The organism is Pseudomonas sp. NY15181, from assembly GCF_048068055.1.
Lineage (GTDB): Bacteria > Pseudomonadota > Gammaproteobacteria > Pseudomonadales > Pseudomonadaceae > Pseudomonas.
Genome location: NZ_JBLUPT010000005.1, coordinates 29,669 through 54,580 on the forward strand (window position 1 = coordinate 29,669; position 24,912 = coordinate 54,580).

The 24,912-nt window shown below is 65.8% G+C and carries 26 protein-coding genes and 1 riboswitch; of the genes, 19 read left to right on the forward strand and 7 right to left on the reverse strand.

The genetic code is table 11. The annotated features are described in order from the left end of the window. Positions 1-3 precede the first annotated feature (3 nt). From rplO to bfr, 10 genes are all read left to right on the forward strand, one after another. On the forward strand, positions 4-438 hold the full coding sequence (gene rplO, locus ACNFBT_RS13810; protein ID WP_138216856.1) for a 50S ribosomal protein L15: 435 nt from the start codon (positions 4-6) through the stop codon (positions 436-438). After that, the gene (gene secY / locus ACNFBT_RS13815; RefSeq protein WP_207884734.1) at positions 439-1,770 is read left to right on the forward strand and encodes a preprotein translocase subunit SecY; all 1,332 of its coding nucleotides are present in this window, start codon (positions 439-441) and stop codon (positions 1,768-1,770) included. A gap of 24 nt (positions 1,771-1,794) precedes the next feature. Next, the gene (gene rpmJ / locus ACNFBT_RS13820) at positions 1,795-1,911 is read left to right on the forward strand and encodes a 50S ribosomal protein L36 (RefSeq protein ID WP_014854209.1); all 117 of its coding nucleotides are present in this window, start codon (positions 1,795-1,797) and stop codon (positions 1,909-1,911) included. Between the two features lie 130 nt (positions 1,912-2,041). Next, on the forward strand, positions 2,042-2,398 hold the full coding sequence (gene rpsM / locus ACNFBT_RS13825) for a 30S ribosomal protein S13 (protein ID WP_017521894.1): 357 nt from the start codon (positions 2,042-2,044) through the stop codon (positions 2,396-2,398). An 18-nt stretch (positions 2,399-2,416) separates the two neighbouring features. Next, positions 2,417-2,806 (forward strand): 30S ribosomal protein S11, encoded by a 390-nt coding sequence (gene rpsK, locus ACNFBT_RS13830; RefSeq protein WP_003093689.1) that lies wholly within the window; start codon positions 2,417-2,419, stop codon positions 2,804-2,806. Positions 2,807-2,822: 16 nt separating this feature from the next. Continuing rightward, positions 2,823-3,443, forward strand: a complete 621-nt coding sequence (gene rpsD / locus ACNFBT_RS13835) for a 30S ribosomal protein S4 (protein WP_207884733.1) — start codon at positions 2,823-2,825, stop codon at positions 3,441-3,443. Between the two features lie 22 nt (positions 3,444-3,465). Further along, positions 3,466-4,467 (forward strand): DNA-directed RNA polymerase subunit alpha, encoded by a 1,002-nt coding sequence (locus ACNFBT_RS13840; RefSeq protein ID WP_009617182.1) that lies wholly within the window; start codon positions 3,466-3,468, stop codon positions 4,465-4,467. Between the two features lie 43 nt (positions 4,468-4,510). Beyond that, positions 4,511-4,900, forward strand: a complete 390-nt coding sequence (rplQ, locus tag ACNFBT_RS13845; protein WP_015475338.1) for a 50S ribosomal protein L17 — start codon at positions 4,511-4,513, stop codon at positions 4,898-4,900. A 262-nt stretch (positions 4,901-5,162) separates the two neighbouring features. After that, complete coding sequence (gene katA, locus ACNFBT_RS13850) at positions 5,163-6,611, forward strand: catalase KatA (RefSeq protein WP_416750150.1); 1,449 nt, start codon at positions 5,163-5,165, stop codon at positions 6,609-6,611. 133 nt (positions 6,612-6,744) lie between these two features. Further along, complete coding sequence (gene bfr / locus ACNFBT_RS13855) at positions 6,745-7,209, forward strand: bacterioferritin (RefSeq protein WP_416750152.1); 465 nt, start codon at positions 6,745-6,747, stop codon at positions 7,207-7,209. Positions 7,210-7,364: 155 nt separating this feature from the next. Here bfr and uvrA read toward each other — a convergent pair whose 3' ends face one another. Beyond that, on the reverse strand, positions 7,365-10,199 hold the full coding sequence (uvrA, locus tag ACNFBT_RS13860; RefSeq protein WP_416750156.1) for an excinuclease ABC subunit UvrA: 2,835 nt from the start codon (positions 10,197-10,199) through the stop codon (positions 7,365-7,367). A gap of 214 nt (positions 10,200-10,413) precedes the next feature. On the opposite strand from uvrA, the gene ACNFBT_RS13865 reads away from it, so the two are divergent. The 3 genes from ACNFBT_RS13865 to ACNFBT_RS13875 all read left to right on the forward strand — a co-directional run bounded on the left by ACNFBT_RS13865 (position 10,414) and on the right by ACNFBT_RS13875 (position 12,690). Beyond that, a complete protein-coding gene (locus ACNFBT_RS13865) occupies positions 10,414-11,802 on the forward strand; it encodes an MFS transporter (protein WP_343575479.1) in 1,389 nt (462 codons plus the stop codon). Between the two features lie 18 nt (positions 11,803-11,820). Next, positions 11,821-12,318, forward strand: coding sequence for a single-stranded DNA-binding protein (ssb, locus tag ACNFBT_RS13870; RefSeq protein WP_416750159.1), 498 nt, complete (start codon positions 11,821-11,823; stop codon positions 12,316-12,318). 183 nt (positions 12,319-12,501) lie between these two features. Further along, entirely contained in the window at positions 12,502-12,690 is a 189-nt protein-coding gene (locus ACNFBT_RS13875; RefSeq protein ID WP_416750160.1) for a hypothetical protein, read from the forward strand. A gap of 83 nt (positions 12,691-12,773) precedes the next feature. Here the strand turns inward: ACNFBT_RS13875 and cobJ are convergent, their stop codons facing one another. From cobJ to cobG, 4 genes are read right to left on the reverse strand one after another with little or no spacing between them, the layout of a single operon-like run. Beyond that, positions 12,774-14,423 carry a precorrin-3B C(17)-methyltransferase gene (cobJ, locus tag ACNFBT_RS13880; RefSeq protein ID WP_416750162.1) on the reverse strand — a complete coding sequence of 550 codons (1,650 nt, stop codon included), beginning with the start codon at positions 14,421-14,423 and terminating at the stop codon, positions 12,774-12,776. Further along, complete coding sequence (locus ACNFBT_RS13885; protein WP_416750164.1) at positions 14,423-15,166, reverse strand: precorrin-2 C(20)-methyltransferase; 744 nt, start codon at positions 15,164-15,166, stop codon at positions 14,423-14,425. Before ACNFBT_RS13885 ends, cobJ begins: the two co-directional genes overlap by 1 nt. After that, positions 15,163-15,789 (reverse strand): precorrin-8X methylmutase, encoded by a 627-nt coding sequence (locus ACNFBT_RS13890; protein WP_416750166.1) that lies wholly within the window; start codon positions 15,787-15,789, stop codon positions 15,163-15,165. The genes ACNFBT_RS13885 and ACNFBT_RS13890 overlap by 4 nt, the downstream gene beginning before the upstream one ends. Then, positions 15,782-17,140: a precorrin-3B synthase gene (gene cobG / locus ACNFBT_RS13895; protein ID WP_416750168.1), complete on the reverse strand. Its 1,359-nt coding sequence runs from the start codon at positions 17,138-17,140 to the stop codon at positions 15,782-15,784. Before cobG ends, ACNFBT_RS13890 begins: the two co-directional genes overlap by 8 nt. Before the next feature lie 84 nt (positions 17,141-17,224). Then, positions 17,225-17,466, reverse strand: a riboswitch (cobalamin riboswitch). A 70-nt stretch (positions 17,467-17,536) separates the two neighbouring features. On the opposite strand from cobG, the gene cbiE reads away from it, so the two are divergent. The 4 genes from cbiE (at position 17,537) to ACNFBT_RS13915 (ending at position 21,288) form a co-directional block, all read left to right on the forward strand. Continuing rightward, on the forward strand, positions 17,537-18,748 hold the full coding sequence (gene cbiE / locus ACNFBT_RS13900; RefSeq protein WP_416750170.1) for a precorrin-6y C5,15-methyltransferase (decarboxylating) subunit CbiE: 1,212 nt from the start codon (positions 17,537-17,539) through the stop codon (positions 18,746-18,748). A 15-nt stretch (positions 18,749-18,763) separates the two neighbouring features. Next, positions 18,764-19,861, forward strand: a complete 1,098-nt coding sequence (locus tag ACNFBT_RS13905; protein WP_416750172.1) for a cobalt-precorrin-5B (C(1))-methyltransferase — start codon at positions 18,764-18,766, stop codon at positions 19,859-19,861. Further along, complete coding sequence (locus ACNFBT_RS13910; protein WP_416750174.1) at positions 19,858-20,586, forward strand: cobalt-precorrin-6A reductase; 729 nt, start codon at positions 19,858-19,860, stop codon at positions 20,584-20,586. Before ACNFBT_RS13905 ends, ACNFBT_RS13910 begins: the two co-directional genes overlap by 4 nt. A 78-nt stretch (positions 20,587-20,664) precedes the next feature. After that, positions 20,665-21,288, forward strand: a complete 624-nt coding sequence (locus tag ACNFBT_RS13915) for a glutathione S-transferase family protein (RefSeq protein WP_416750175.1) — start codon at positions 20,665-20,667, stop codon at positions 21,286-21,288. A 199-nt stretch (positions 21,289-21,487) separates the two neighbouring features. Here ACNFBT_RS13915 and ACNFBT_RS13920 read toward each other — a convergent pair whose 3' ends face one another. Continuing rightward, complete coding sequence (locus tag ACNFBT_RS13920) at positions 21,488-22,225, reverse strand: vWA domain-containing protein (protein ID WP_416750177.1); 738 nt, start codon at positions 22,223-22,225, stop codon at positions 21,488-21,490. Beyond that, the gene (locus tag ACNFBT_RS13925) at positions 22,150-23,157 is read right to left on the reverse strand and encodes an ATP-binding protein (RefSeq protein ID WP_416750179.1); all 1,008 of its coding nucleotides are present in this window, start codon (positions 23,155-23,157) and stop codon (positions 22,150-22,152) included. The genes ACNFBT_RS13920 and ACNFBT_RS13925 overlap by 76 nt, the downstream gene beginning before the upstream one ends. A 143-nt stretch (positions 23,158-23,300) precedes the next feature. Between ACNFBT_RS13925 and ACNFBT_RS13930 the strand changes: the two genes are divergently transcribed. Together ACNFBT_RS13930 and ACNFBT_RS13935 are read left to right on the forward strand one after the other, a co-directional pair. Further along, on the forward strand, positions 23,301-23,435 hold the full coding sequence (locus tag ACNFBT_RS13930; RefSeq protein WP_256205205.1) for a hypothetical protein: 135 nt from the start codon (positions 23,301-23,303) through the stop codon (positions 23,433-23,435). A gap of 300 nt (positions 23,436-23,735) precedes the next feature. Then, on the forward strand, positions 23,736-24,833 hold the full coding sequence (locus ACNFBT_RS13935; protein WP_416750181.1) for a 3-deoxy-7-phosphoheptulonate synthase: 1,098 nt from the start codon (positions 23,736-23,738) through the stop codon (positions 24,831-24,833). The last annotated feature ends 79 nt before the right edge of the window (positions 24,834-24,912 follow it).

The window sequence follows — 24,912 nt, forward strand, 5'->3', positions numbered from 1 at the left end:
TCCATGCAACTGAACGATCTGCGTTCCGCGCCGGGTGCCCGTCGCGAAAAGCACCGTCCGGGCCGTGGCATCGGTAGCGGTCTGGGCAAGACCGGTGGCCGTGGTCACAAAGGTCAAACCTCCCGCTCCGGTGGCTCCATCGCTCCGGGCTTCGAGGGTGGTCAGCAGCCGCTGCACCGTCGCCTGCCGAAGTTCGGCTTCAACTCGCTGAAGGCTATGGATCGCGCAGAAGTGCGCACTTCCGAACTGGCCAAGGTCGAGGGTGATGTCGTTACCGTGCAGTCCCTGAAGGATGCCAACGTGATTAACCAGAACGTACAGCGTGTGAAAGTCATGCTGTCGGGCGAAGTTACTCGCGCAGTCACCCTGAAAGGCATCGGCGCCACCAAGGGCGCTCGTGCGGCTATCGAAGCAGCTGGCGGCAAAATCGAGGACTAAATGGCTAAGCAAGGTGCTCTCTCTGCGCTGAGCAACGGTGGTGGTTTGTCCGAGCTCTGGGCACGTCTGCGTTTCCTGTTCCTGGCGATCATCGTCTATCGGATCGGCGCGCATATCCCAGTCCCGGGCATCAACCCCGATCGCTTGGCGGCACTGTTCCGGCAGAACGAGGGGACCATTCTTAGCCTCTTCAACATGTTTTCCGGCGGCGCGCTGGAGCGCATGAGTATCTTTGCACTGGGGATCATGCCGTACATCTCGGCATCGATCATCATGCAGCTCATGACCGCTATCAGCCCGCAGCTGGAGCAGTTGAAGAAAGAGGGTGAGTCTGGGCGTCGCAAGATCAGCCAGTACACCCGCTACGCAACTCTCGCTCTGGCACTTGTTCAGGCCATCGGCATGTCCGTTGGTCTGGGCAGCCAGGGTGTAGCCTTCTCCAACGACTTCGGCTTCTACTTCGTGTCGGTCACCACCTTCGTGGCGGGTGCACTCTTCATGATGTGGCTGGGTGAGCAGATCACCGAGCGGGGTGTCGGCAACGGCATCTCCATGTTGATCTTCTCCGGTATCGTCGCAGGCCTGCCCCGAGCAATCGGCCAGTCCTTCGAGTCCGCGCGTCAAGGTGACATCAACATCTTCGCCCTGATCGCCATCGGCCTGCTGGCCGTGGCCATCATCGCGTTCGTGGTGTTCATCGAGCGTGGTCAGCGTCGTATCGCCGTGCATTACGCCAAGCGCCAGCAAGGTCGCAAGGTGTTTGCCGCCCAGACCAGCCATCTGCCGCTGAAAGTGAACATGGCGGGTGTAATTCCCGCGATCTTCGCCAGCAGCATCCTGCTGTTCCCGGCATCCCTGGGTGCCTGGTTCGGTCAGTCGGAAGGCCTGGGTTGGCTGCAGGACGTCGCGCAAGCGATCGCTCCGGGACAGCCGCTGAACATTCTGCTGTTTAGTGCAGGGATCGTCTTCTTCTGCTTCTTCTACACAGCGCTGATGTTCAACCCGAAGGACGTGGCGGAAAACCTCAAGAAGTCCGGTGCATTTATTCCGGGTATTCGTCCGGGCGAACAGTCGGCGCGCTACATCGATGGCGTACTGACCCGTTTGACCATGTTCGGTGCCCTGTACATGACGGCTGTGTGCCTGCTGCCCCAGTTCCTGGTCGTAGCTGCCCACGTACCGTTCTACCTTGGCGGGACCTCGTTGCTGATCGTGGTCGTGGTTGTGATGGACTTTATGGCCCAAGTACAATCGCACCTCGTTTCTCACCAGTACGAATCCCTCATGAAGAAAGCCAACCTGAAGGGCTATGGCAGCGGTCTGCTGCGCTGACCCGTAAGGTTCGAGGAGTCACTGATGAAAGTTCGTGCATCGGTTAAGAAGCTGTGCCGTAACTGCAAGATCGTCCGTCGCGAAGGCGTCGTTCGTGTGATCTGCAGCGCGGAGCCGCGTCACAAGCAGCGCCAAGGCTGAGTGTGATCCACGCGTTATAACCCGGCAGCTAGTGTGCTGCCGGGTTGATTATTTGTTTTTACAGCGCTAATATCCGCGCCCTTTCTTGGCTTCCTGGGCGCCGGGTAGCTGTCAATTGGAGTTTTTCTGAATGGCCCGTATTGCAGGCGTAAACATTCCGGATAACAAGCACACTGTTATCTCGCTGACCTACATCTATGGTGTCGGTCGCACTACCGCACAGAGCATCTGTGCAGCCACCGGCATCAGCCCGGCTGCAAAGATCAAGGACCTGAGCGAAGAGCAGATTGATTCGCTGCGTACCGAGGTGGCCAAGCTGACCACCGAAGGTGACCTGCGTCGCGAAATCAACATGAACATCAAGCGTCTGATGGACCTCGGTTGCTACCGCGGTCTGCGTCATCGTCGCGGTCTGCCGGTTCGCGGTCAGCGTACCAAGACCAACGCGCGTACCCGTAAGGGCCCGCGTAAGCCGATCCGCAAGTAATCGCTTAGGAATTTAGTCATGGCAAAACCTGCTGCTCGTCCTCGTAAGAAAGTCAAAAAGACGGTGGTCGACGGGATCGCGCATATCCACGCGTCCTTCAACAACACCATCGTTACCATCACCGACCGTCAGGGCAACGCTCTGTCCTGGGCCACCTCCGGTGGTTCGGGCTTCCGCGGCTCGCGTAAGAGCACCCCGTTCGCTGCCCAGGTAGCGGCCGAGCGTGCCGGCCAGGCTGCTCTGGAATACGGTCTGAAGAACCTCGACGTCAACGTCAAGGGCCCGGGCCCGGGCCGCGAGTCGGCTGTTCGTGCGCTGAATGCCTGCGGTTACAAGATCGCCAGCATCACCGACGTAACCCCGATCCCGCACAACGGCTGCCGTCCGCCGAAAAAGCGTCGCGTGTAATAGGAGACAGTGAGAAATGGCTCGTTACATTGGTCCCAAGTGCAAACTGTCCCGCCGCGAAGGCACTGATCTGTTCCTGAAGAGCGGCGTCCGCGCCCTCGACTCGAAGTGCAAAGCTGAAAACGTTCCTGGCCAGCACGGCCAGCGTCGTGGTCGCCTGTCCGACTACGGTCTGCAGCTGCGCGAGAAGCAGAAAGTCCGCCGCATCTACGGCGTTCTGGAACGTCAATTCCGTGGCTACTATCAGGAAGCGTCCCGCCGCAAGGGCTCCACTGGTGAGAACCTGCTGCAGCTGCTCGAGTGCCGTCTGGACAACGTCGTCTACCGTATGGGCTTCGGTTCCACTCGTTCCGAATCCCGTCAGCTGGTGTCCCACAAGACCATCAGCGTGAACGGTCAGACCGTGAACATCCCGTCCTACCAGGTCAAAGCAGGCGACGTCGTTGCTGTTCGCGAGAAATCGAAGAACCAGCTGCGTATTGCCCAAGCTCTGGACCTGTGCGCCCAGCGCGGTCGCGTTGAGTGGGTCGAAGTGGATAGCGACAAGAAGTCCGGCACCTTCAAAAGTGTTCCGGCTCGTGCCGACCTGTCCGCCGACATCAACGAAAACCTGATTGTCGAGCTCTACTCCAAGTAAGGGCTAGAAAATAGGTGCATCCATGCAGAGTTCGGTAAATGAGTTCCTGACCCCCCGCCACATTGATGTGCAGGTGGTCAGCCAAACCCGCGCCAAGATCACTCTCGAGCCCCTCGAGCGTGGTTTCGGCCATACCCTGGGCAACGCGCTGCGTCGCATCCTGTTGTCCTCCATGCCTGGCTGTGCAGTGGTCGAGGCCGAGATCGACGGCGTACTCCATGAGTACTCCGCCATCGAAGGTGTGCAGGAAGATGTCATCGAGATCCTGCTCAACCTGAAAGGCCTGGCCATCAAGCTGCACGGCCGTGACGAAGTGACGCTGACCCTGGCGAAAAAGGGCTCGGGTGTGGTGACCGCTGCCGATATTCAGCTGGATCATGATGTCGAGATCGTCAACGGTGACCATGTTATCGCCCACCTGGCCGATAACGGCGCGCTGAACATGAAGCTGAAAGTCGCTCGTGGCCGTGGCTACGAGCCGGCTGATGCCCGTTCGAGCGATGAAGACGAAAGCCGTAGCATCGGCCGTCTGCAGCTCGACGCCTCGTTCAGCCCCGTACGTCGTGTTGCCTACGTGGTCGAGAACGCCCGTGTCGAACAGCGTACCAACCTGGACAAGCTGGTCCTCGATCTGGAAACCAACGGCACCCTGGACCCCGAAGAGGCTATCCGTCGCGCCGCTACCATCCTGCAACAGCAGCTGGCAGCGTTCGTGGACCTCAAGGGTGACAGCGAGCCTGTCGTTGAAGAGCAGGAAGACGAGATCGATCCGATCCTGCTGCGTCCGGTTGATGACCTGGAGCTGACCGTCCGTTCGGCCAACTGCCTGAAGGCAGAGAACATCTACTACATCGGTGACCTGATTCAGCGCACCGAAGTAGAGCTGCTCAAAACGCCGAACCTGGGCAAGAAGTCCCTGACCGAAATCAAGGACGTTCTGGCCTCTCGCGGTCTGTCCCTCGGTATGCGCCTCGACAACTGGCCGCCGGCAAGTCTCAAGAAAGACGACAAGGCTACTGCCTGATCGTCGTAGCTACCGAACGTAAAGTTTGGAAAGGAATTGAACCATGCGCCATCGTAAAAGTGGTCGTCACCTGAGCCGCACCAGCGCGCACCGCAAGGCTATGTTCCAGAACATGGCTGTGTCGCTCTTCGAACACGAACTGATCAAAACCACCCTGCCCAAGGCCAAGGAACTGCGTCGCGTTGCCGAGCCGCTGATCACCCTGGCTAAAGTGGATAGCGTTGCCAACCGTCGTCTCGCTTTCGACCGTACCCGTTCGAAAGAGGCCGTAGGCAAGCTGTTCAACGAACTGGGCAAGCGCTACGCCAACCGTCCGGGCGGCTACCTGCGCATCCTGAAGTGCGGCTTCCGCGCCGGCGACAATGCCCCCATGGCATACGTCGAACTGATTGACCGCGCTGTTGGCGGCCAAGCAGTAGAAGCTGCAGAGTAAGGTTCACGCCTTATAAAGAACCGGGCCCTGTGCCCGGTTTTTTATCGCCTATTGAAAAGTTTTTATCTATCGATCATCTCGAATCAATAAATTGGATGATGAGTCGCTCCTCGCCGATCCTTGACTACGCCGACCTCTACGGCGTCTGAGCTGGATCAACAGACGGCAGTCGTGGAGGCGCTTAATTGTCCGATCGGGAAGTCGGGCCGCGCTCACCCCTTGTGAGCACCGGAAACCGCGCCCGCCGTTGAGGAGAGTAACGATGAGCGACAAGACCCGCCTGACGACCGCTGCTGGAGCGCCGGTCGCCGATAACCAGAATGTCCAGACCGCCGGCCCGCGGGGCCCGATGCTGCTGCAGGACGTCTGGTTCCTGGAGAAACTGGCGCACTTCGACCGCGAAGTGATCCCTGAGCGCCGCATGCACGCCAAGGGCTCGGCCGCCTACGGCACCTTCACCGTCACCCATGACATTACCCGCTACAGCCGCGCCAAGCTGTTCTCCCAGGTCGGCAAGCAGACTCCGTTGTTCCTGCGCTTCTCCACCGTCGCCGGCGAGCGTGGTGCGGCAGACGCCGAGCGCGATATCCGTGGCTTCGCCCTGAAGTTCTACACCGAGGAAGGCAACTGGGATCTGGTCGGCAACAACACCCCAGTCTTCTACTTCCGCGACCCGCTGAAATTCCCAGACCTGAACCACGTGGTTAAGCGCGACCCGCGTACCAACCTGCGCAACGCCACGTTGAAGTGGGACTTCTTCTCCCACCTGCCGGAAGCCCTGCACCAACTGACCATCGACTTCAGCGATCGCGGCCTGCCGCGCAGCTATCGCCACGTCCACGGCTTTGGCAGCCACACGTTCAGCTTCATCAATGCCAGCAACGAGCGCTTCTGGGTCAAGTTCCACTTCAAGACCCAGCAGGGCATCGAGAACCTGAGCAACGACGAAGCCGCCAAGCTGGTGGGCGCCGACCGCGAAAGCTCGCAGCGTGACCTCTACGAGGCCATCGAGCGCGGCGACTTCCCGCGCTGGACGATGTACGTGCAGGTGATGCCGGAGAAGGACGCGGCGACTTACCGCTACAACCCGTTCGACCTGACCAAGGTCTGGCCCCACGGCGATTACCCGCTGATCGAGGTGGGCTACTTCGAGCTGAACCGCAACCCGGCCAACTATTTCGCCGAGGTCGAGCAGTCCGCCTTCACCCCGGCGAACATCGTCCCCGGTATCGGCTTCTCGCCGGACAAGATGCTCCAGGGCCGCCTGTTCTCCTACGGTGACGCGCACCGCTACCGCCTGGGCGTGAACCACCACCAGATCCCGGTGAACGCCGCGCGCAACAACCCGCGCATCTACCACCGGGACGGGGCCATGCGGGTGGATGGCAACAACGGCGACATGACCGTCACCTACGAACCGAACGGCTTCAACCAGTGGCAGGAGCAGCCGGACTACTCCGAGCCGCCGCTGACCCTGGAAGGCAGCGCCGACCACTGGAACCACCGGGTGGATGACGACTACTACAGCCAGCCGGCCGCCCTGTTCCGCCTGTTCGACGAGGCCCAGCGGCAACGTCTGTACGAGAACATCGCCGCTGACATGGCGGGCGTGCCGGAAACCATCCAGCGTCGCCAGCTAGCGCTGTTCTTCAAGATTGATCCGGCCTATGGCGAAGGCGTCGCCAAGGCGCTGGGCTTGAAGCTGGACTAAGCTCAGGCGTCAGAACAAGCCGCCCTCTTCGGAGGGCGGCCTTGTTTCCGGCCAATCCTGGGCTTGACCCCGGTCATCCCCGGTCGGACCATAGCGCCGTTTAATCTGCTGTTACGTTCCAGGGAGAAGGCTGATGCAAGGCCACGCCGAGGTTATCGACTATCTGAACACGCTGCTGACTGGTGAGCTGGCCGCTCGCGACCAGTACTTCATCCACTCGCGCATGTACGAGGACTGGGGTTTCACCAAGCTCTACGAGCGCCTCAACCATGAGATGGAAGAGGAAACCCAGCACGCCGACGCCCTGCTGCGCCGCATCCTGCTGCTCGAAGGCACCCCGCGCATGCGCCCGGACGACATCCACCCGGGCAAGACAGTGCCGGAGATGCTCGAAGCCGATCTCAAGCTGGAGCGCCAGGTACGCGCTGCCCTGGCCAAAGGCATCGCCCTGTGCGAGAAGCACAAGGACTTCGTCACCCGCGACATCCTCCGCGTGCAGCTGACCGACACCGAAGAAGACCATGCCTACTGGCTGGAGCAGCAGCTCGGGCTGATCCAGAAGATGGGCCTGGAGAATTACCTGCAGTCGCAGATCTGATGCGCTGCATGCGCTTTTCGTAGGAGCGAGCTTGCTCGCGAACCGCCCAACACTGGCATCGCCGGGAGCCTCTGTTCGCGAGCAAGCTCGCTCCTACAAGAGCAAAAAAGCCCCTGCGCCGATTGGCAGCAGGGGCTTTTTTCATGCAGGGCGGATCAGGCCCGATCGCGCTCCAGCAGCGGCTTGAGGAAGTGCCCGGTGTGCGACACCGCCAGCTCCGCGACCTGTTCCGGCGTGCCGGTGGCGATGATCTGCCCGCCCTTGGAGCCGCCCTCGGGGCCGAGGTCGACCAGCCAGTCGGCGGTCTTGATCACGTCCAGGTTGTGCTCGATGACGACCACGGTGTTGCCGTGGTCGCGCAGGCGGTGCAGCACGTCGAGCAGTTGCTGGATATCCGCGAAGTGCAGACCGGTGGTCGGTTCGTCGAGGATGTACAGGGTCTTGCCGGTATCGCGCTTGGACAGCTCGCGGGACAGCTTCACCCGCTGCGCTTCGCCACCGGACAACGTGGTCGCACTCTGCCCCAGCTTGATGTACGACAGACCGACATCCATCAGCGTCTGCAGCTTGCGGGCGATGGCCGGCACGGCGTCGAAGAACGTGCGGGCGTCCTCGATGGTCATGTCCAGCACCTCGGTGATGCTCTTGCCCTTGTAGCGGACTTCGAGGGTCTCGCGGTTGTAGCGCTTGCCCTTGCAGACGTCGCAGGGGACGTAGATGTCCGGCAGGAAGTGCATCTCCACCTTGATCACGCCGTCGCCCTGGCAGGCCTCGCAGCGGCCGCCCTTGACGTTGAACGAGAAGCGCCCCGGCCCGTAGCCGCGCGAGCGGGCTTCCGGCACGCCGGCGAACAGCTCGCGGATCGGCGTGAACAGGCCGGTGTAGGTCGCCGGGTTGGAGCGCGGGGTGCGGCCGATGGGGCTCTGGTCGATGTCCACCACCTTGTCCAGATGCTGCAGGCCATCGAATGAATCGTAGGGCGCGACTTCCAGCGTGGTGGCGCCGTTGAGCGCAGTAGCGGTGATTGGGAACAGAGTGTTGTTGATCAGCGTCGACTTGCCCGAGCCGGAGACGCCGGTGATGCAGGTGAACAGGCCGACCGGGATTTCCAGGTTGACGTTCTGCAGGTTGTTGCCGCGCGCGCCCTTGAGCTTGAGCAACTGCTTCTTGTTGCGCGGGGTGCGCTCGGCGGGTACGAGGATCTTGGTGCGGCCGGACAGGTACTTGCCGGTGACCGAGTCCGGATGGTCCATGACCTGCTGCGGCGTGCCCTCGGCGACGATCTGGCCGCCATGCACGCCCGCGCCCGGGCCGATGTCCACGACGTAGTCGGCGAGGCGGATGGCGTCTTCGTCGTGCTCGACCACGATCACCGTGTTGCCCAGGTTGCGCAGGTGGGTGAGGGTGCCCAGCAGACGTTCGTTGTCGCGCTGGTGCAGGCCGATGGACGGCTCGTCGAGGATATACATGACGCCCACCAGGCCGGCGCCGATCTGGCTGGCCAGGCGGATACGCTGGGCCTCGCCGCCGGACAGGGTGTCGGCGCTGCGGTCCAGGGTCAGGTAATCGAGGCCGACGTTGACCAGGAACTGCAGGCGCTCGCGGATCTCCTTGAGGATCTTCGAGGCGATCTCGCCGCGGCGGCCGGTCAGGGTCAGGCCCTCGGCGTATTCACAAGCGGTACCCACCGGCATCGAGGTGATCGCCGGCAGCGTCTTGTCGCCCACCCACACATGGCGTGCCTCGCGGCGCAGGCGGGTGCCGTGGCAATCCGGGCAGGGCTGGGTGCTGAGGAACTTGGCCAGTTCCTCGCGCACGGTGGCCGACTCGGTCTCGCGGTAGCGGCGCTCCAGGTTCGGCAGGATGCCTTCGAACGGGTGCGCGCGCTTGACGATGTCGCCGCGGTCGTTGAGGTAGCGGAATTCGACGTTTTCGCGGCCCGAGCCGTTGAGGATGAACTTCTGGTGCTCCGGGTCGAGGTTCTGGAAAGGCTCCTCCAGGCTGAAGCCGAAGTGCCCGGCCAGGGAGCCGAGCATCTGGAAGTAGTAGACGTTGCGCCGGTCCCAGCCGCGGATCGCGCCTTCTGCAAGGGTCAGCTCGCCGTTGACCACCCGGCGCGCGTCGAAGAACTGCTTCACGCCCAGGCCGTCGCAGGTCGGGCAGGCGCCGGCCGGGTTGTTGAAGGAGAACAGCTTGGGTTCCAGCTCGCTGATCGAGTGGCCGCAGATCGGACAGGCGAAGCGGGCGGAGAAGATCATCTCTTCGCCTTCTTCATCATCCATCGGTGCGACCAGGGCAATGCCGTCGGCCAGGTTGATTGCCGTCTCGAAGGACTCGGCCAGGCGCTGCTGCAGGTCGCCGCGCACCTTGAAGCGGTCCACCACCACGTCGATGGAGTGCTTGAGCTTCTTGTCCAGCTTGGGCAGCTCGTCCAGCTCATAGAGCTTGCCGTTGACGCGTGCGCGGACGAAGCCCTGGGCGCGCATTTCCTCGAACACCGCCAGGTGCTCGCCCTTGCGCTCGCGGATCACCGGGGCCAGCAGCATCAGCTTGCGGCCTTCGGGCAGCGCCAGTACCTGGTCGACCATCTGGCTGACGGTCTGCGCCTCCAGCGGGATGTCGTGGTCCGGGCAGCGCGGAATGCCCACCCGTGCATACAGCAGACGCAGGTAGTCGTAGATCTCGGTGATGGTGCCCACGGTGGAGCGCGGGTTGTGCGAGGTGGACTTCTGCTCGATGGAAATCGCCGGCGACAGGCCTTCGATGGTGTCGACGTCGGGCTTTTCCATCATCGAGAGGAACTGCCGGGCGTAGGCCGACAGGGATTCCACGTAGCGGCGCTGGCCCTCGGCGTAAAGCGTGTCGAAGGCCAGGGAAGACTTGCCGGAACCGGACAGGCCGGTGATCACGATCAGCTTGTCGCGCGGCAGGGTCAGGTCGATGTTCTTCAGGTTGTGGGTACGTGCCCCACGGATGAGGATCTTGTCCACAGCGGCCTCGCATGGCGGGCGAAAACCGCTGAGTATACGGCCGGCCATCCGTGCGCGGCAAAGTCGCGCGAGAGTGTCGGCGGGCGGCAGGACTGATAGAATGCGCGGCTATTTTTCGGCGTTGGCGACAGCCGGCCCTTCGCGGAGTGGAAGGGCACGCCGTCACGGGGGCACTGAAGCGCAACCCCGACATCCGTCTTCCCATGAGGGGCTTATGCACGATTCCCACACTGAGCGCATGAGTGGCACCGAAACCCGCGCGGCCGCCGGCCTGTCCCTGGTCTTCGCGTTCCGCATGCTCGGCATGTTCATGGTCCTGCCGGTCCTGGCGACCTATGGCCAGGATCTTGCCGGCGCGACCCCGGCCCTGATCGGCCTGGCCATCGGCGCCTACGGCCTGACCCAGGCCATCCTGCAGATTCCCCTGGGCACCCTGTCCGACCGCATCGGCCGCCGGCCGATCATCGTCGTCGGCCTGCTGGTGTTCGCCGCTGGCGCGGCGCTAGCGGCCAATGCCGACTCCATCTGGGGCATCATCGCCGGCCGCGTGCTGCAGGGCGCCGGAGCCATCTCCGCCGCTGTGATGGCGATGCTCTCCGACCTCACCCGCGAGCAGCACCGCACCAAGGCCATGGCGATGATCGGTATGAGCATCGGTGTGTCCTTCGCCGTGGCCATGGTCGCAGGGCCGGTGCTGACCCACTGGTTCGGCCTGCACGGCCTGTTCTGGTTCACTGCCGGCATGGCGCTGGTGGGGATGCTGATCATCCTGTTCGTCGTGCCGACGCCGGACCACCGCATGCAGCACCGCGAATCCAGCGTGGCCAAGCAGTCGCTGATCCCGACCCTGAAGAACGGCGAGCTGCTGCGCCTGGACGCCGGCATCCTGGTCCTGCATGCCATCCTCATGGCCAGCTTCGTGGCCCTGCCGCTGGCGCTGGTGGAGCGCGCCGGGCTGCCCAAGGAGCAGCACTGGTGGGTGTACCTGACCGCGCTGCTGGTCGGCTTCTTCGGCATGGTGCCGTTCATCATCTACGCCGAGAAGAAGCGCCAGATGAAGCGCGTGCTGAGCGGCGCGGTGGCGACCCTGATGCTCTGCGAGCTGTACTTCTGGGCGTTCGGCGACAGCCTGCAGGAGCTGGTGTTCGGCATCATCGTCTACTTCACCGCGTTCAACCTGCTGGAGGCCTCGTTGCCGTCCCTGGTGAGCAAGGTTTCGCCCGCCGGCGGCAAGGGCACGGCGATGGGCGTGTACTCCACCAGCCAGTTCCTCGGCGCCGCTGTGGGCGGCATTCTGGGCGGCTGGATGTTCCAGCACGGTGGCCTGAACGGGGTATTCATCGGCTGCGCCGTGCTTGCTGCCATCTGGCTGGCGATTGCTGTTACCATGCGTGAACCGCCGTATGTAACGAGCATTCGTCTGCCTCTGTCCGATGAGGCGCTGCGCGATGCCTCGTTGGCCGAGCGTTTCAAGGCATTGCCCGGTGTGAGCGATGTGATGGTGGTCATTGAAGAGGCCGCCGCTTATGTCAAAGTAGATTCCCAACAAGTGGATCGCACGTCCCTCGAGCGCCTCGCCGGTGCCGAGCCGGCGACGTGCTGAAGCCTTTAGGAGAGCGTCATGGCCCGTGGGGTTAACAAAGTCATTCTGGTTGGTAACGTCGGTGGCGATCCGGAAACCCGCTACCTGCCCAACGGCAACGCCGTCACCAACGTCACCCTGGCCACCAGCGAGAGCTGGAAGGACAAGCAGACCGGCCAGCAGCAGGAGCGTACCGAGTGGCACCGCGTGGTGTTCTTCGGTCGTCTGGCTGAGATCGTCGCCGAGTACGTGCGCAAGGGCTCGCAGATCTACGTCGAAGGCAGCCTGCGTACCCGCAAGTGGCAGGGTCAGGACGGCCAGGACAAGTACACCACCGAAATCGTGGTCGACATCAACGGCAACATGCAGCTGCTCGGCGGCCGTCCGGGTGCTGGTGGTGACGACGCTCCGCGCGCTCCCCGCGAGCCGCAGCAGCGTCCGCAGCAGGCGCCGCGTCCGGCCCCGCAGCAGCAGTCCCAGCCCGCTCCGCAGCCGGCTCCGGACTACGACAGCTTCGACGACGACATTCCGTTCTAATCGAACGTTGCTCGTCAGCCGTCACCAAAAGCGCAGCCTTCGAGCTGCGCTTTTGCGTTTCTGGGACGCACGTTTTGGCGAATGTTCGTAACGGTCTTTCTCGAAAGTGGCTATTTAATTAGCTGGCTAATTAAATGATTCTGGAATTGCCTTGATGTGCGGCAAAACCGGAGAAGAAAAGCCATGAGCATTACAGTGACCGAGCGTGACGACGACCATAAATCCCGCGAGTTTCGCGCCCTGGGCGGGCGTTGCTGGGATGTGTACCAGGAGGGCCAACTGGTCGGCATCTTCCACACCGAAGGCGAGGCGCAGGCCTATCGCATCTCGCTGGAACTGGAAGCGCGTTACCGCCACGCGGCGGAGTTCTAACTGCTTTTGTAGGAGCGAGCTTGCTCGCGAACGAACTCCGCAGCGGGGCGGTTCGCGAGCAAGCTCGCTCCTACAGGTACAGATCAGCGATACCAACGCGGCGTGTACACCCAGTCGCCACCGTCGGCGCGTGGGAAGCGCCGGGTCAGCGATGAACCGACGATCACCAGGGTGCGCATGTCCACCATCTCCGGCACCAATTCGCCGAGTGTGACGACGCGCAGCGCCTCGGCCGGCCGGCCGACGTCGCGGCCGAGCACCACCAGGGTTTCCGGCGAGCGGTGGCGGCGCACGATCTCCAGTGCCCGTCCCAGTTGCCAGGGGCGGGCCTTGGAGATGGGGTTGTAGAAGGCCATGGCCAGGTCGGCGGCGCCGGCGTGGTCGAGGCGTTTCTCGATGGTCTCCCAGGGCTTGAGGTTGTCCGACAGCGAGATCAGACAGAAGTCGTGTCCCAGCGGTGCCCCGGCCTTGGCCGCGGCCGCCAGCGCGGCGGACACGCCCGGCAGCACTTCCAGCTCCACGCCGTGCCAGTGCGGATCGCTGCTCTCGTGCAGGGCTTCCATCACTGCGGCGGCCATGGCGAACACGCCCGGGTCGCCGGAAGAAATCACCACCACGCGCCGACCGCTGGCGGCCAGCTCGAAGGCGTGACGGGCGCGCTGCATTTCCTCGCGGTTGTCGGTGCAATGGCGCACCTGGTCGTCGCGCAGGGGCTCGGCCATCTTCACGTAGGTCTCGTAGCCGAGCAGGTCCTGCGCCTCGTCCAGCGCGCGGCGCACGGCGGGGATCATGAAATCGCTGGCGCCGGGGCCGAGGCCGATCACGCTGAGTCGCCCGCGCGGTTGGCCGATGTTCTCGGCCTCGGCGGGCGTCGCGGCGCGGTGCAGGTGGAAGGAGTCGCCCTGCAGCACGGCCGGCGGCAGCTCGCCGTCGTTGTGGATGAAGCGCAGTGGCACGCCCAGCTCGCGGGCGGCCTCGGCCAGCGCCGGATCGGCCATCCGGCAGCGCGGCGCCACCAGTGCTGCCAGCGACGCGCTCGCCAACCCGGCTTGCGCCAGGCCCTGGCGGATGCGCTCGGGCAACTGCGAATCCACCAGCGTGATGTGGGCCAGGACGATGCGCGGATGGATGCGCAGCTCGTTCTGCCCGATGCCCTCGGTGCGTGCGTCGATGCGAAGGGTGTGCACGGCGTCGTCGGCCAGCGGCAGGTCCAGATCGTCCAGCCAGGGCGCGTCGCCTTCGATGCGCAGGGTGTCGCCGCCCAGCAGGTCGGAGACGAAGCGCTTGCCCTGTTCGATATCGGCCAGCGCGTAGCCTTCCGGTGGATCGAGCAGGCAGGCGCCGAAGCGCAGCTCGCCACTGGTGGTGATGGCGGGCGCCACCTCCAGCGCGGCGGCAATCTCACGGGCCATGCGATTCACACCGCCCAACCCGCCGAGCAGCGGCACCACGGCGCTGCCATCTTCGGCGACGGCCAGCACCGGCGGCTCCGCGCCTTTCTCGGTGAGCAGCGGGGCGAGAGTACGGATGACGATGCCGGCGGCGCACAGGGCGATGATCGGGGTGTCGTCGCGGTACAGCTGACGCAGGGTCTCGCCGAAGTTTGCGTAGGACTCGTCGGCACCTTCGACGCGGTCCTTCAGGCCCAGTACGCGTGCCTGTGGATAAACGCCCTGGACGCGTCGCGCAGTGGCCAGCGCGCCCTGGCCGAGAATGACGATGGCGGCGCGCATCAGCCGTTCCACCGCTGGCCGGGGATGACGATCATCGAGAAGTACGGCGAGGCCATCGGGTCCACTTCATCCAGCGCCACGATGCGCTGCTCGCGCATGGTCGCCCGCTCGACGTAATGGGCGCCGCCGTCGCGGCCCAGCTCGCGCAGCACGCGGCGGACCTTGTCGAAGTTGCGGCCGAGCTTCATCACCACCGCCGCGTCGGCGTCGGCCAGGCGACGCTTGAGCTCTTCTTCCGGCAGCACGCCGGAGAGCACCGACAGGCTCTGGTTGCGGTACACCAGCGGCACGCCGAGCACCGCCGCGCTGCCGAGCATCGAGCAGACGCCGGGTACGACTTCGGTGTCATACCGCTCTGAAAGACGGTCATGCAGGTACATGTAGGAGCCATAGAAGAATGGGTCACCCTCGCAGATCACCGCCACGTCGCGGCCGGCATCCAGGTGCGCGGCCACTTGTTCAGCGGCGGTGTCGTAGAAGTCGCTGATCACCCCTTCGTAGGTCAGAGGCGGCTCCAGCTTTTCGGTGGTTACCGGGTAGACCAGCGGCAGGCGCTGCTGCGATTCCAGCAGGTGTTCCGCGATGATGGCGAAGGCGTTGCCGCCCTGGCCGGCGTGGTGCTTGGCCTTGGCCACGAAGTAGCCGATCACCGGGGATGCGCGCAGCAGGCGCAGGGCCTTGAGGGTCAGCAGTTCCGGGTCGCCCGGGCCGACGCCCAGGCCGATGAGGCGGCCGGTCATCATTCCACCTCCGTGGCCAGGGCGTTCACCGCCGCGGCCGCCATTGCGCTGCCGCCACGGCGGCCGCGCACGATCACGTAGGGCACGCCACGGCTGTCGGCGGCTAGGGCGTCCTTGGACTCCATGGCACCGACGAAGCCCACTGGGAAGCCGAGGATCAGCGCCGGTTTCGGCGCGCCGGCGTCGAGCATTTCCAGCAGGTAGAAGAGGGCGGTCGGTGCGTTGCCGATCACCACCACGCTGCCTTCCAGGTGCTCGCGCCAGTGCTCCAGCGCCACCGCCGAGCGGGTGTTGCCCAGCTCGCGGGCCAGCGCCGGTACGTCCGGATCGTTGAGCGTGCAGATCACCTCGTTGTGCGCCGGCAAGCGCGCGCGGGTGATGCCCTCGGCGACCATCCGCGCGTCGCAGAGAATCGGCGCGCCGGCGGCCAGCGCGGCGCGGCCGATGGCCCCGGCGCCTTCGGAGAAGCGCAGGTCCTGCACCACGTCGACCATGCCGCAGGCGTGGATCACCCGCACGGCGAGCTTCTCAAGGTCGGCGGGGATGCCGGAGAGGTCGGCCTCGGCGCGAATGGTGGCGAAGGATTGGCGATAGATCGCCTGGCCGTCGCGGATGTAATCAAGCATCGGTGGGAGCTCCGGGCGCGGCGAGCAGGTCGCTCGCGGCATCGAGGGAAAGGTTGCGCGCCAGCGGCTGGCCGAAGCCGGCCACGCCGTCGGCGCGACGGAACAGGTCATAGCGGCCGTCGGCAACGGCCAGCAGGGTGTAGGGGGCGACGTGCGCGGCGGCGCAGGAGCGCGGGCAGCCGCACAGGTGCACGCCGGCGGGCGGCGCATGGCGCAGGCGTTCGGCCAGGCGCAGGGCATCGGCCTTGGTGTCGGCCAGCCCGCGCGCGCAGCCGCTGGAGCCGCTGCAGGCGACGATGCGCGACAGCGCTTGGGCGGCATCGATCACCAGACCGAGATTGGCCAGCGCAGCGAGCACCACAGCGGCGTCGGCCTGCGCCACGTCGGGGAGGATCAGACTTTGCCAGGGCGTCAGACGCAGCTGTCCGCCACTGAAGCGTTCGGCCAGGTCGGCAAGGGCGAGCAGGGTGGTGCTGTCGAGGCGTCCGAGGGCGAATCCCGCGCCGACGAGGGAGCGCTCCGGCTGGCGCTGGGGATGAATCCCGAGGTGCGCAAAGGCTGTCGGTGAAGGGCGGCGCCAGTTTTCCACGCGCGGGCCGAGGTGCAGCGGGAAGGGTAGGCGTTGTTGCAGGCGCTCCTGCAGCACCTCGTCAGAATGCATTTCGCGCAGGTGGCGCATGCGCGTCTGGCCATCGCTGGCGAGATCGAGGAACAGGTGCAGCAGGGTTTCCACCAGCAGCGGTACCTGCTCGGCGGTGACGGCGGCGAGGGCGGGGCAATCCGTCTCGTTTTGCGGCGGACAACCGGCCAGGCCGAAGGCGAACAGCGGCGCCGCATCGTTGGACATGGCCGACAGCCAGATGTCGTTGGGGTGCTCCAGCATCGCCAGCGACTCGCCGCCGTCCAGCTGCACGCCGAACTTGGGCGACAGGCCATGGAAGCGCGGCGTGCGCTCCAGCAGGTCGAGCAGTTGGCGCGCCAGCGGGCTTGCGTCGAAGGCGGTGTCCAGGCCAAGGGCCGGGCTGACCAGCAGGTTGCGCACGTCGTCCGCCGCCAGTTCGCGCGGGCCCAGGCCGGCGGCGAGCAGTTCATGGCTCAGCGCATTTTCGGCGCCGGCCTGTACGCCACGGATCTGCAGGTTGGCGCGATTGGTCGCCTCCAGCACGCCGTCGGCGTGGCGCTCGGCGGCCCGGGCGATGGCGCGTGCGGCGTGGGCGTCGAGTTGTCCACAGGGCAGCTTGATGCGGCAGATGCCGCCATCGCGGGAGGCGACGATGCGCAGCAGGCCGGGGCAGGCCGATGGACGGACTGCGGGCGCCGAATGGGTGGAGCGTGCGGACGAGTCGTGCACTTGGGTCACCAGGGCTGGGTCGCGGTGACCTGCGAGTCCCCGAGGGGACTTCACGACACCGATACACCCCGCTCGATGTCCGCACGCGCGACTGGTCTCGTCGGCAGGTCTCCTGGCTGACAGGTCGTCATCCTGCGCGGCCTTCCCGGTTGCCCAGTGGCCAGATCGACCGCATGAAAGGGATCATCATGCTGTCGGATTGCGCGGACTCGCTGCTTACAGTTGCGGGGGCAGCCACGGTTTTTCCGTGTTCCCTCTTCGGCTCTCGGACGCATTGCCTTAAAACAGCGAAGCATCCTACGAGCACCGACGATGCGGGTATTATGCCTGCTTTGCCCGAGGGCGGAACAAGCCTGCCCGTCGGATCGATCGCCGCACCCCTTCAGAGGAATTCCCATGACGCCCTGGCTGACCATCGTCGGCATCGGCGAGGACGGTTACGCCGGCCTCGGCAAGGCCGCGCGCCGTGCGCTGCTCGCCGCCAGCGAAGTGATCGGCGCGCCGCGTCAGCTGGAGCTGCTGCCGCATTGCCTGGGCGCCCGCCGCCAGGCCTGGCCAAGTCCGTTCAGCCTGGAGCCGGTGCTGCGCCGGCGCGGTGAGCCAACCTGCGTGCTGGCCAGTGGCGACCCGATGCTGTTCGGCGTCGGCGCGAGCCTGGCCCGTCAGATTCCACCTGAGGAAATGCTCGTGTTTTCCGCTCCTTCCTCCGCCTCGCTGGCCGTAGCGCGGTTGGGCTGGGCGCTCCAGGAGTGCACCTTGCTGTCGCTGGTGGCGCGACCGTTGGCGGCGCTCAATGCGCAGCTCCATGACGGCGCGAAGCTGCTGATCCTCAGCAATGACGGCGAGAGCCCTGCGGCGATCGCCGCGCTGCTCCGCGAACGCGGTTTCGGCCCGAGCCGGATCCACGTGCTGGAACACCTGGGAGGCGAATCCGAGCGGCGCATCGATGGCCTGGCCAGCGACTGGTCGCTGGGCGAGACCGCCGCCCTGAACCTGGTGGCGGTGGAGTGCGTGGCGGGTGCCGACGCCGTTCGCCTGCCGCTGACCACCGGCCTGCCGGACGACGCCTTCCGCCACGACGGCCAACTGACCAAGCGCGATGTGCGCGCCGTGACCCTGGCGCGGCTGGCGCCCAGGCCGGGCGAGCTGCTCTGGGACGTCGGCGCCGGTTGTGGCTCCATCGGCATCGAATGGATGCGCGCGCACCCGAGCTGCCGCGCGCTGGCCATCGAAGCCAACGACGGGCGCCAGGAACACATCCGCTTCAACCGCGACGCCCTTGGCGTACCGGCATTGCAGCTGGTCTGCGGCGCGGCGCCGGAGGCCCTGCAAGGACTGGAGCGCCCCGACGCGATCTTCATCGGCGGCGGCGTGACCGTGCCCGGCGTCCTCGAACACTGCTGGGAGCAACTCAAGCCCGGTGGCCGCCTGGTGGCCAACGCCGTCACGCTGCAGAGCGAGGCGCTGCTGGTGAGCTGGCGCGAACACATCGGTGGCGAACTGACCCGCCTTGCCGTGGCCCAGGCCCAGCCGCTGGGAGGTTTCGATACCTGGCGCGCGGCATTGCCGATTACCCTGTTGGAAGTCTGGAAACCGCGGGCCGACTGAACCATGCGCTCCACTATGCGAGAAGAGACTCCCGAAGAACCCCGCCCGCTGCGCAGCGGCTACACCACCGGCAGCTGCGCCACCGCCACCAGCCTCGCGGCGGCGCGCCTGCTGCTGACCGGCGAGGCCAGCGACGCGGCGCAGATTGCCTTGCCCAGGGAACGTATCGCCACCCTGCGCCTGGAGTTCTGCCGGCTGATCGATGGAGGCGCGGAGGCGGGTACGCTGAAGGATGCCGGTGACGACCCGGATGTGACACACGGCGCGTTGGTCTTCGCCCGCGTCGCCTTGAGCGCCGAACCGGGCGTGCGCTTCCATGCCGGCGAAGGCGTCGGCACCGTGACCAAGCCCGGCCTGGTGCTCGCGGTGGGTGAACCGGCGATCAATCCGGTGCCGCGCCAGATGATGGGCGACAACCTCGCCGCGCTGGCGGCCGAATGCGGTTACACCGGTGGTTTCGACGTCACCATCGGCGTCGAGGGCGGCGCCGAGCTGGCGCTGAAGACCATGAACCCGCGCCTGGGCATCCTCGGCGGGCTGTCGATTCTCGGCACCACCGGCATCGTCCGGCCGTTCTCCTGCTCGGCCTACATCGCCTCGATCCAGCAGGGCATCGATGTCGCCCGCGCCAACGGTTTCCGCCACCTCGCCGCCTGCACCGGTAACGCCAGCGAGGATGCCATGCGCCGCCACTATGGCTTCGACGACACCGCGCTGATCGAGATGGGCGACTTCGCCGGTGCCGCGCTCAAGCACCTGCGCAAGGCACCGGTGGAGCGTTTCAGCCTCTGTGGCGGCTTCGGCAAGATCAGCAAGCTCGCCGCCGGCCACATGGACCTGCACAGCCGTCACTCGAGCATCGACCTGCCGCAGCTGGCGGAGTGGGCGGCGGAGATCGGCGCATCGGCGGACCTGCAACAGCGCATGCGCGCGGCCAACACCAGCCAGCAGGCGCTGGCGCTGTGCCGCGCCGAGGGCATCGCCCTGGGCGACGCCGTCTGCGCCCGCGCGCTGGCCTTCGCCCGGCGTATCGTGCCGGAAGCCGTCCGACTGGAAGTCTTCGCCATCGACCGCCAGGGCAACCTGGTCGGCGAGGCCCTGGAGAGTCGATGACACGTGTCCTGCTGTTGGGCGGTATCGGCGAGGCCCTGGCCATCGCCCGGCGCCTCGGGCCGCAGCATCTCTACAGCCTTGCCGGGCTGGGCAAGGTGCCGGACGACCTGGCCTGTGCAGTGCGCGTCGGCGGTTATGGCGGCGCGGAAGGACTGGCTGCGTTCATCCGTGAACAGGGCTTCGATCTGCTGCTCGACGCCACTCATCCCTATGCCGCGCAGATCAGCGCCAACGCCGCGCGCGCCTCGCACTTGGCCGGCGTGCCCTGCTGGGCGCTGCGTCGCCCGGGCTGGCAGGCGGGAGCGAAAGACGATTGGCGGGAAGTGGCCGACTGGCCGGCGCTGATCGAAGCGCTGGAAGCATTCCAGCGCCCGCTGTTTACCCTGGGCCGCGAGCCGCTGGAGCATCTGGACGAGATTCCCGCGCACCAGCACTGGACCGTGCGTTGCCTGCAAAGCCTGCCGGGTAATGCGCGCGCCGATGTGCTGGGTGCGCGCGGTCCCTTCACCCTCGACGGTGAGCGTGAGCTGTTCGCCCGCCTCGGCACCGATGTGCTGGTCAGCAAGAACAGCGGCAGCCAGGCCACCGAGCCGAAGCTGCAGGTCGCCCGCGAACGCGGCGTGCCGGTGCTGATCCTGGCGCGGCCGCAACTGCCGGAGGTTACGCGGGCGTTCGAGAGTGTCGATGCGCTGTGGATGGCGCTGGAGCCACTTCTGCGCGCATAACGCGGGGCCGGTGATCCGAGGCTTTCTCCATCATCGCGCCGGCCCTATGCTGGCCCTGGTTATCACAGGGAGTGACTCATGCTGCGAATCCTCGGACGCGCCTCTTCGATCAACGTGCGCAAGGTGCTCTGGACCTGCGCCGAACTGGACCTGCCCTACGAGCGGGAAGACTGGGGCTCGGGCTTTCGCTCCACCGCCTCGGCGGAATTCCTCGCGCTCAATCCGAACGCCATGGTGCCGGTCATCGTCGATGGCGACTTCGTGCTCTGGGAGTCCAATGCCATCTGCACCTACCTGGCGGGCCAGTACCCGCGCAACGCATTGCTGCCGACCTCGCCGCGCGAGCGGGCGCGGGTGGAGCAATGGATGGGCTGGCAGGCCACCGAGCTGAACAACGCCTGGCGCTACGTGTTCATGGCCCGGGTGCGCAACAGTCCGAGCCACACCGATGAGGCGGCCATCGCCCTGAGTACGGCGCAGTGGAACCACTGCATGTCGATCCTCGATCAACAGTTGCGGGGCACCGGCGCCTTCGTGGCCGGCGAGCGTTTCAGCCTTGCCGATATCGTGCTCGGCCTGTCAGTGAACCGCTGGTACCTGACGCCCATGCAGCGCCCGGACCTGCCCGCCGTGGCCGCGTACTACGAGCGGCTGGGCGAGCGGCCGGGGTTTCTCCTGCATGGGCGAAATGGGGATCCGTGATTCTGGATGTCTCGGTGCGGCGAACTTCCCTCATCCCAACCCTGGCTGCGCGCCCCGCTTCAAAGGGAGAGTGGGCGTTCGGAGAGAGGCAATGTTTCGGCGTTAGCCGGTGAACTCCGGTGCAGCAGTGCATGCAGGACTGTCCCCTCTCCCTCTGGGAGAGGGCTAGGGTGAGGGGCTCTTGGCGGTTCTCAGTGATTCACGCAGGCAACTCACCGATCTGCCGATAGTCCGCCCCCAGCTCCTGTGCCAGCTTCTTTGCTCTGCCCAATCGCACCGCTCCGCCCTCGATATCCACCAGCACCGTCGGGCAGGCCAACGGCTGCAGCGTCGGCCAATCCCGCAGGCGGCCGTCGGTGAGGACCAGCAAGCGCTGGTGTTCACCGGGCTTCTGCCGCTGGCGCCTGTCCAGCCATTCACGTGCCTGCTGAAGCGCCTCGATCAGCGGGGAGCCGCCGCCGGCGCCGAGTTGTTCCAGCCAGTCCTGCAATTGAATCGAAGCCTTCTGGCCTTGCCAGAGCCAACGCGGTTGCGTGCCGGTGGCGTGGAGGACGGCGAGGCGGGCGCGTTGGCGGTAGGCCTGTTCGAAGGTATCGGCGAGCAATCCCTTGGCCTGGGCCAGCGCACCGTGGCGGCGGGTGCTGGCGGAGGCGTCGACTATCACCAGCCAGAGTTCGCCGGGCCGGCGGCTGCGGGCGCGCAGCACCAGGTCGGCACGGTGTTGCGGGCGGCCGTTGCGCAGGGTGGCGGGCCAGTCGATGCGGCCGAGCGCGCCCTGTTGGCGGGCGCCGCTGCGGCCGCCGGCGAGCTGGCCGGGTCTTGGGTTGGCATCCGCGCCTGGGGCCGGGCGCGGGCGGATGCTCAGGGCTTTTTTGGCCAGCCCGTCAGTTGCCGGCGTTCGCCCATGGCGACGCTCTGGGCGGGCAGCTCGCCCCATTGGCCTTCGCCGTTGGAAGCATTGGACGATGCCTGGGGCTGGCTGGAAGAGGACTGCGGTGGCGTGGTCGATTGCGGCGGTGCATGGCGGCGGCGGTGGGCGAGGGCGAAGTGCTCGACCGCGTCGATGTCCTGCGCCTCGATGGCGTGGGCGCCGCGCCAGGCGGCGTGGGCGCGGGCTGCGCGTAGCCAGACGAGATCGGCGCGCAGGCCGTCTACGCCGGCGGCGTGGCAACGCTCGGCGATGGTCTCCAGCGCGGTATCGTCCAGGGGGATCGCGGCCAGCAACTGGCGCGCATCGCAGCAGCGTTGTTGCAGGGCCTGCTGCGCGTCCTGCCACTGCGCGAAGAACGCGTGCGGATCGGCATCGAAGGCCAGCCGGCGGCGGACGATCTCGGCGCGCTCGGTCGGCGCCGGGGCGCCTTGCAGCTGCACCTTGAGGCCGAAGCGGTCCAGCAGTTGCGGGCGCAATTCGCCTTCCTCGGGGTTCATGGTGCCGATCAGCACGAAGCGCGCCGGGTGGCTGTGGGACAGCCCGTCGCGCTCGATCAGGTTGACCCCGCTGGCGGCGACGTCGAGCAACAGGTCGACGAGGTGGTCGGGCAGCAGGTTCACTTCATCCACATAGAGCACGCCGCCGTGGGCGTGGGCCAGCACGCCGGGGGAGAACTGCGCGCGGCCTTCGCCCAGCGCCGCGTCCAGATCGAGGGTACCGACGATGCGTTCCTCGCTGGCGCCCAGCGGCAGGGTGACGAAGCGCCCGCCGTCCAGCAGGTCGGCCACGCCGCGCGCCAGGGTGGACTTGGCCATGCCGCGCGGCCCTTCGATCAGCACGCCGCCGATGGCGGGATCGATGGCGGCCAGGCACAGGGCCAGCTTCAGCTCATCGGCGCCGACGACGGCTGCCAGTGGGAAATGGGGAAGGGCGCTCATGGGGATTTCCTGCGGATTTCGTCCGTGCATGGTAGCGAACCGGGCGTACGACGCGCGACTCATGTCCATCGCCTTCATAGAGACAAGTCATTGATCGGCGCACCGCGATGCAGTAAGTTGAGGCCCATTCCACGGAGAACATCATGCCGTCCAGCCTGTCCATCCAGTCCCTCGCCCGCCTCGGTGCCATTGGCTCCGTGGTCGCTCGCGCGCAGGTTCTGGCCGCTGCTGCCGGCTATTTCTTCTATGGGTATTGGTTTAGCCAAAGGCGCGCCTGATACCCCACAGGCGCCCTAGCAAGCAGGGTCGCCAACCAGACAGTTTCCCAAAACCCCGGTCGGCAACCCGACCGGGGTTTTTGTTTTTCCGGCCCACAAGGCCAACGAATTGAACCGAGCCAAAACGCTCAGACAGAGGATCGAGACATGACCGCCTACACCACTTATTACCGCTATTACCGCAACTCCGACTGGCGATTTAGCAGCGCGCTGCGTGCCACCCAACGAGCCTTGCCACGAACACTTAGATAGAGCGCCGAGCGCGGATAGAAGACCGCGCCGGCCGAGGATGCCAGTCAGATGAACGCTTCCACCTCCGCCCTGATCCGCCCCGAACACGCAGCCACCGCCGAAGTCCTCGACCTGCCGCTGCCCTCCGCTCGCCGTCGCGAACACCCGTTGCCGAGCCCCGCCGAACTGCGCCAGCGCCTGCCGCTGTCCGCCGCCATGGCCCACCGCGTCCGCGAAGGCCGCGATGCGATCCGCGCCGTACTCGACGGCCGTGACCCGCGCCTCTTGGTAGTGATCGGCCCCTGCTCGCTGCACGACCCCGTCTCCGCCCTCGAATACGCCGACCGCCTCGCCGAACTGGCGCCGCAGGTGAGCGACCAACTGCTGCTGGTGATGCGCGCCTACGTTGAAAAGCCGCGCACCACCATCGGCTGGAAAGGCCTGGTCTATGACCCGCAGCTCGACGGCACTGGCGACATGGCCGGCGGCCTGGAACTGTCGCGCCGGCTGATGCTGGGCATGCTCGAACGCGGCCTGCCGATCGCCACCGAACTGCTGCAACCGCTGGTGGCCGGCTACTTCGACGACCTGCTGGGCTGGGCCGCCATCGGCGCGCGCACCAGCGAATCCCAGGTGCACCGCGAGATGGTCAGCGGCCTCGACCTGCCGGTGGGCTTCAAGAACGGCACCGACGGCAGCATCGGCATCGCCACCGATGCCATGCGTTCGGCCGCGCATCCGCACCAGCACTTCGGCATCGACGCACTGGGTCGTCCTTCGCTGGTGCAGACTCAGGGCAACCCGGACACTCATCTGGTCCTGCGCGGCGGTCACGCCGGGCCGAACTTCGATGCGGCCAGCGTGCAGCAGATTCGCCAGGGCCTGGAGAAGCTCGGCCTCGACGCGAGCATCATGGTGGATTGCAGCCATGCCAACAGCGGCAAGGACCCGCTGCGCCAGCCGGCGGTGCTGGACAGCGTGCTCGATCAGCGCCTGGCCGGCGACGGCTCGCTGCGCGGCGTGATGCTGGAGAGTCATCTGTTCGACGGCTGCCAGCCGCTGTCCGGCGAGCTGCGATACGGCGTGTCGATCACCGATGGCTGCCTGGGTTGGAGCGGGACCGAGGCGCTGCTGCTCAACGCCGCGGAGCGCCTGCGTCGGGGTTGAGCCGCTCCTAGAAGATCAATAGCCCCTCACCCTAACCCTCTCCCGCAAGCGGGAGAGGGGACTGATCGGTGCAGGATGA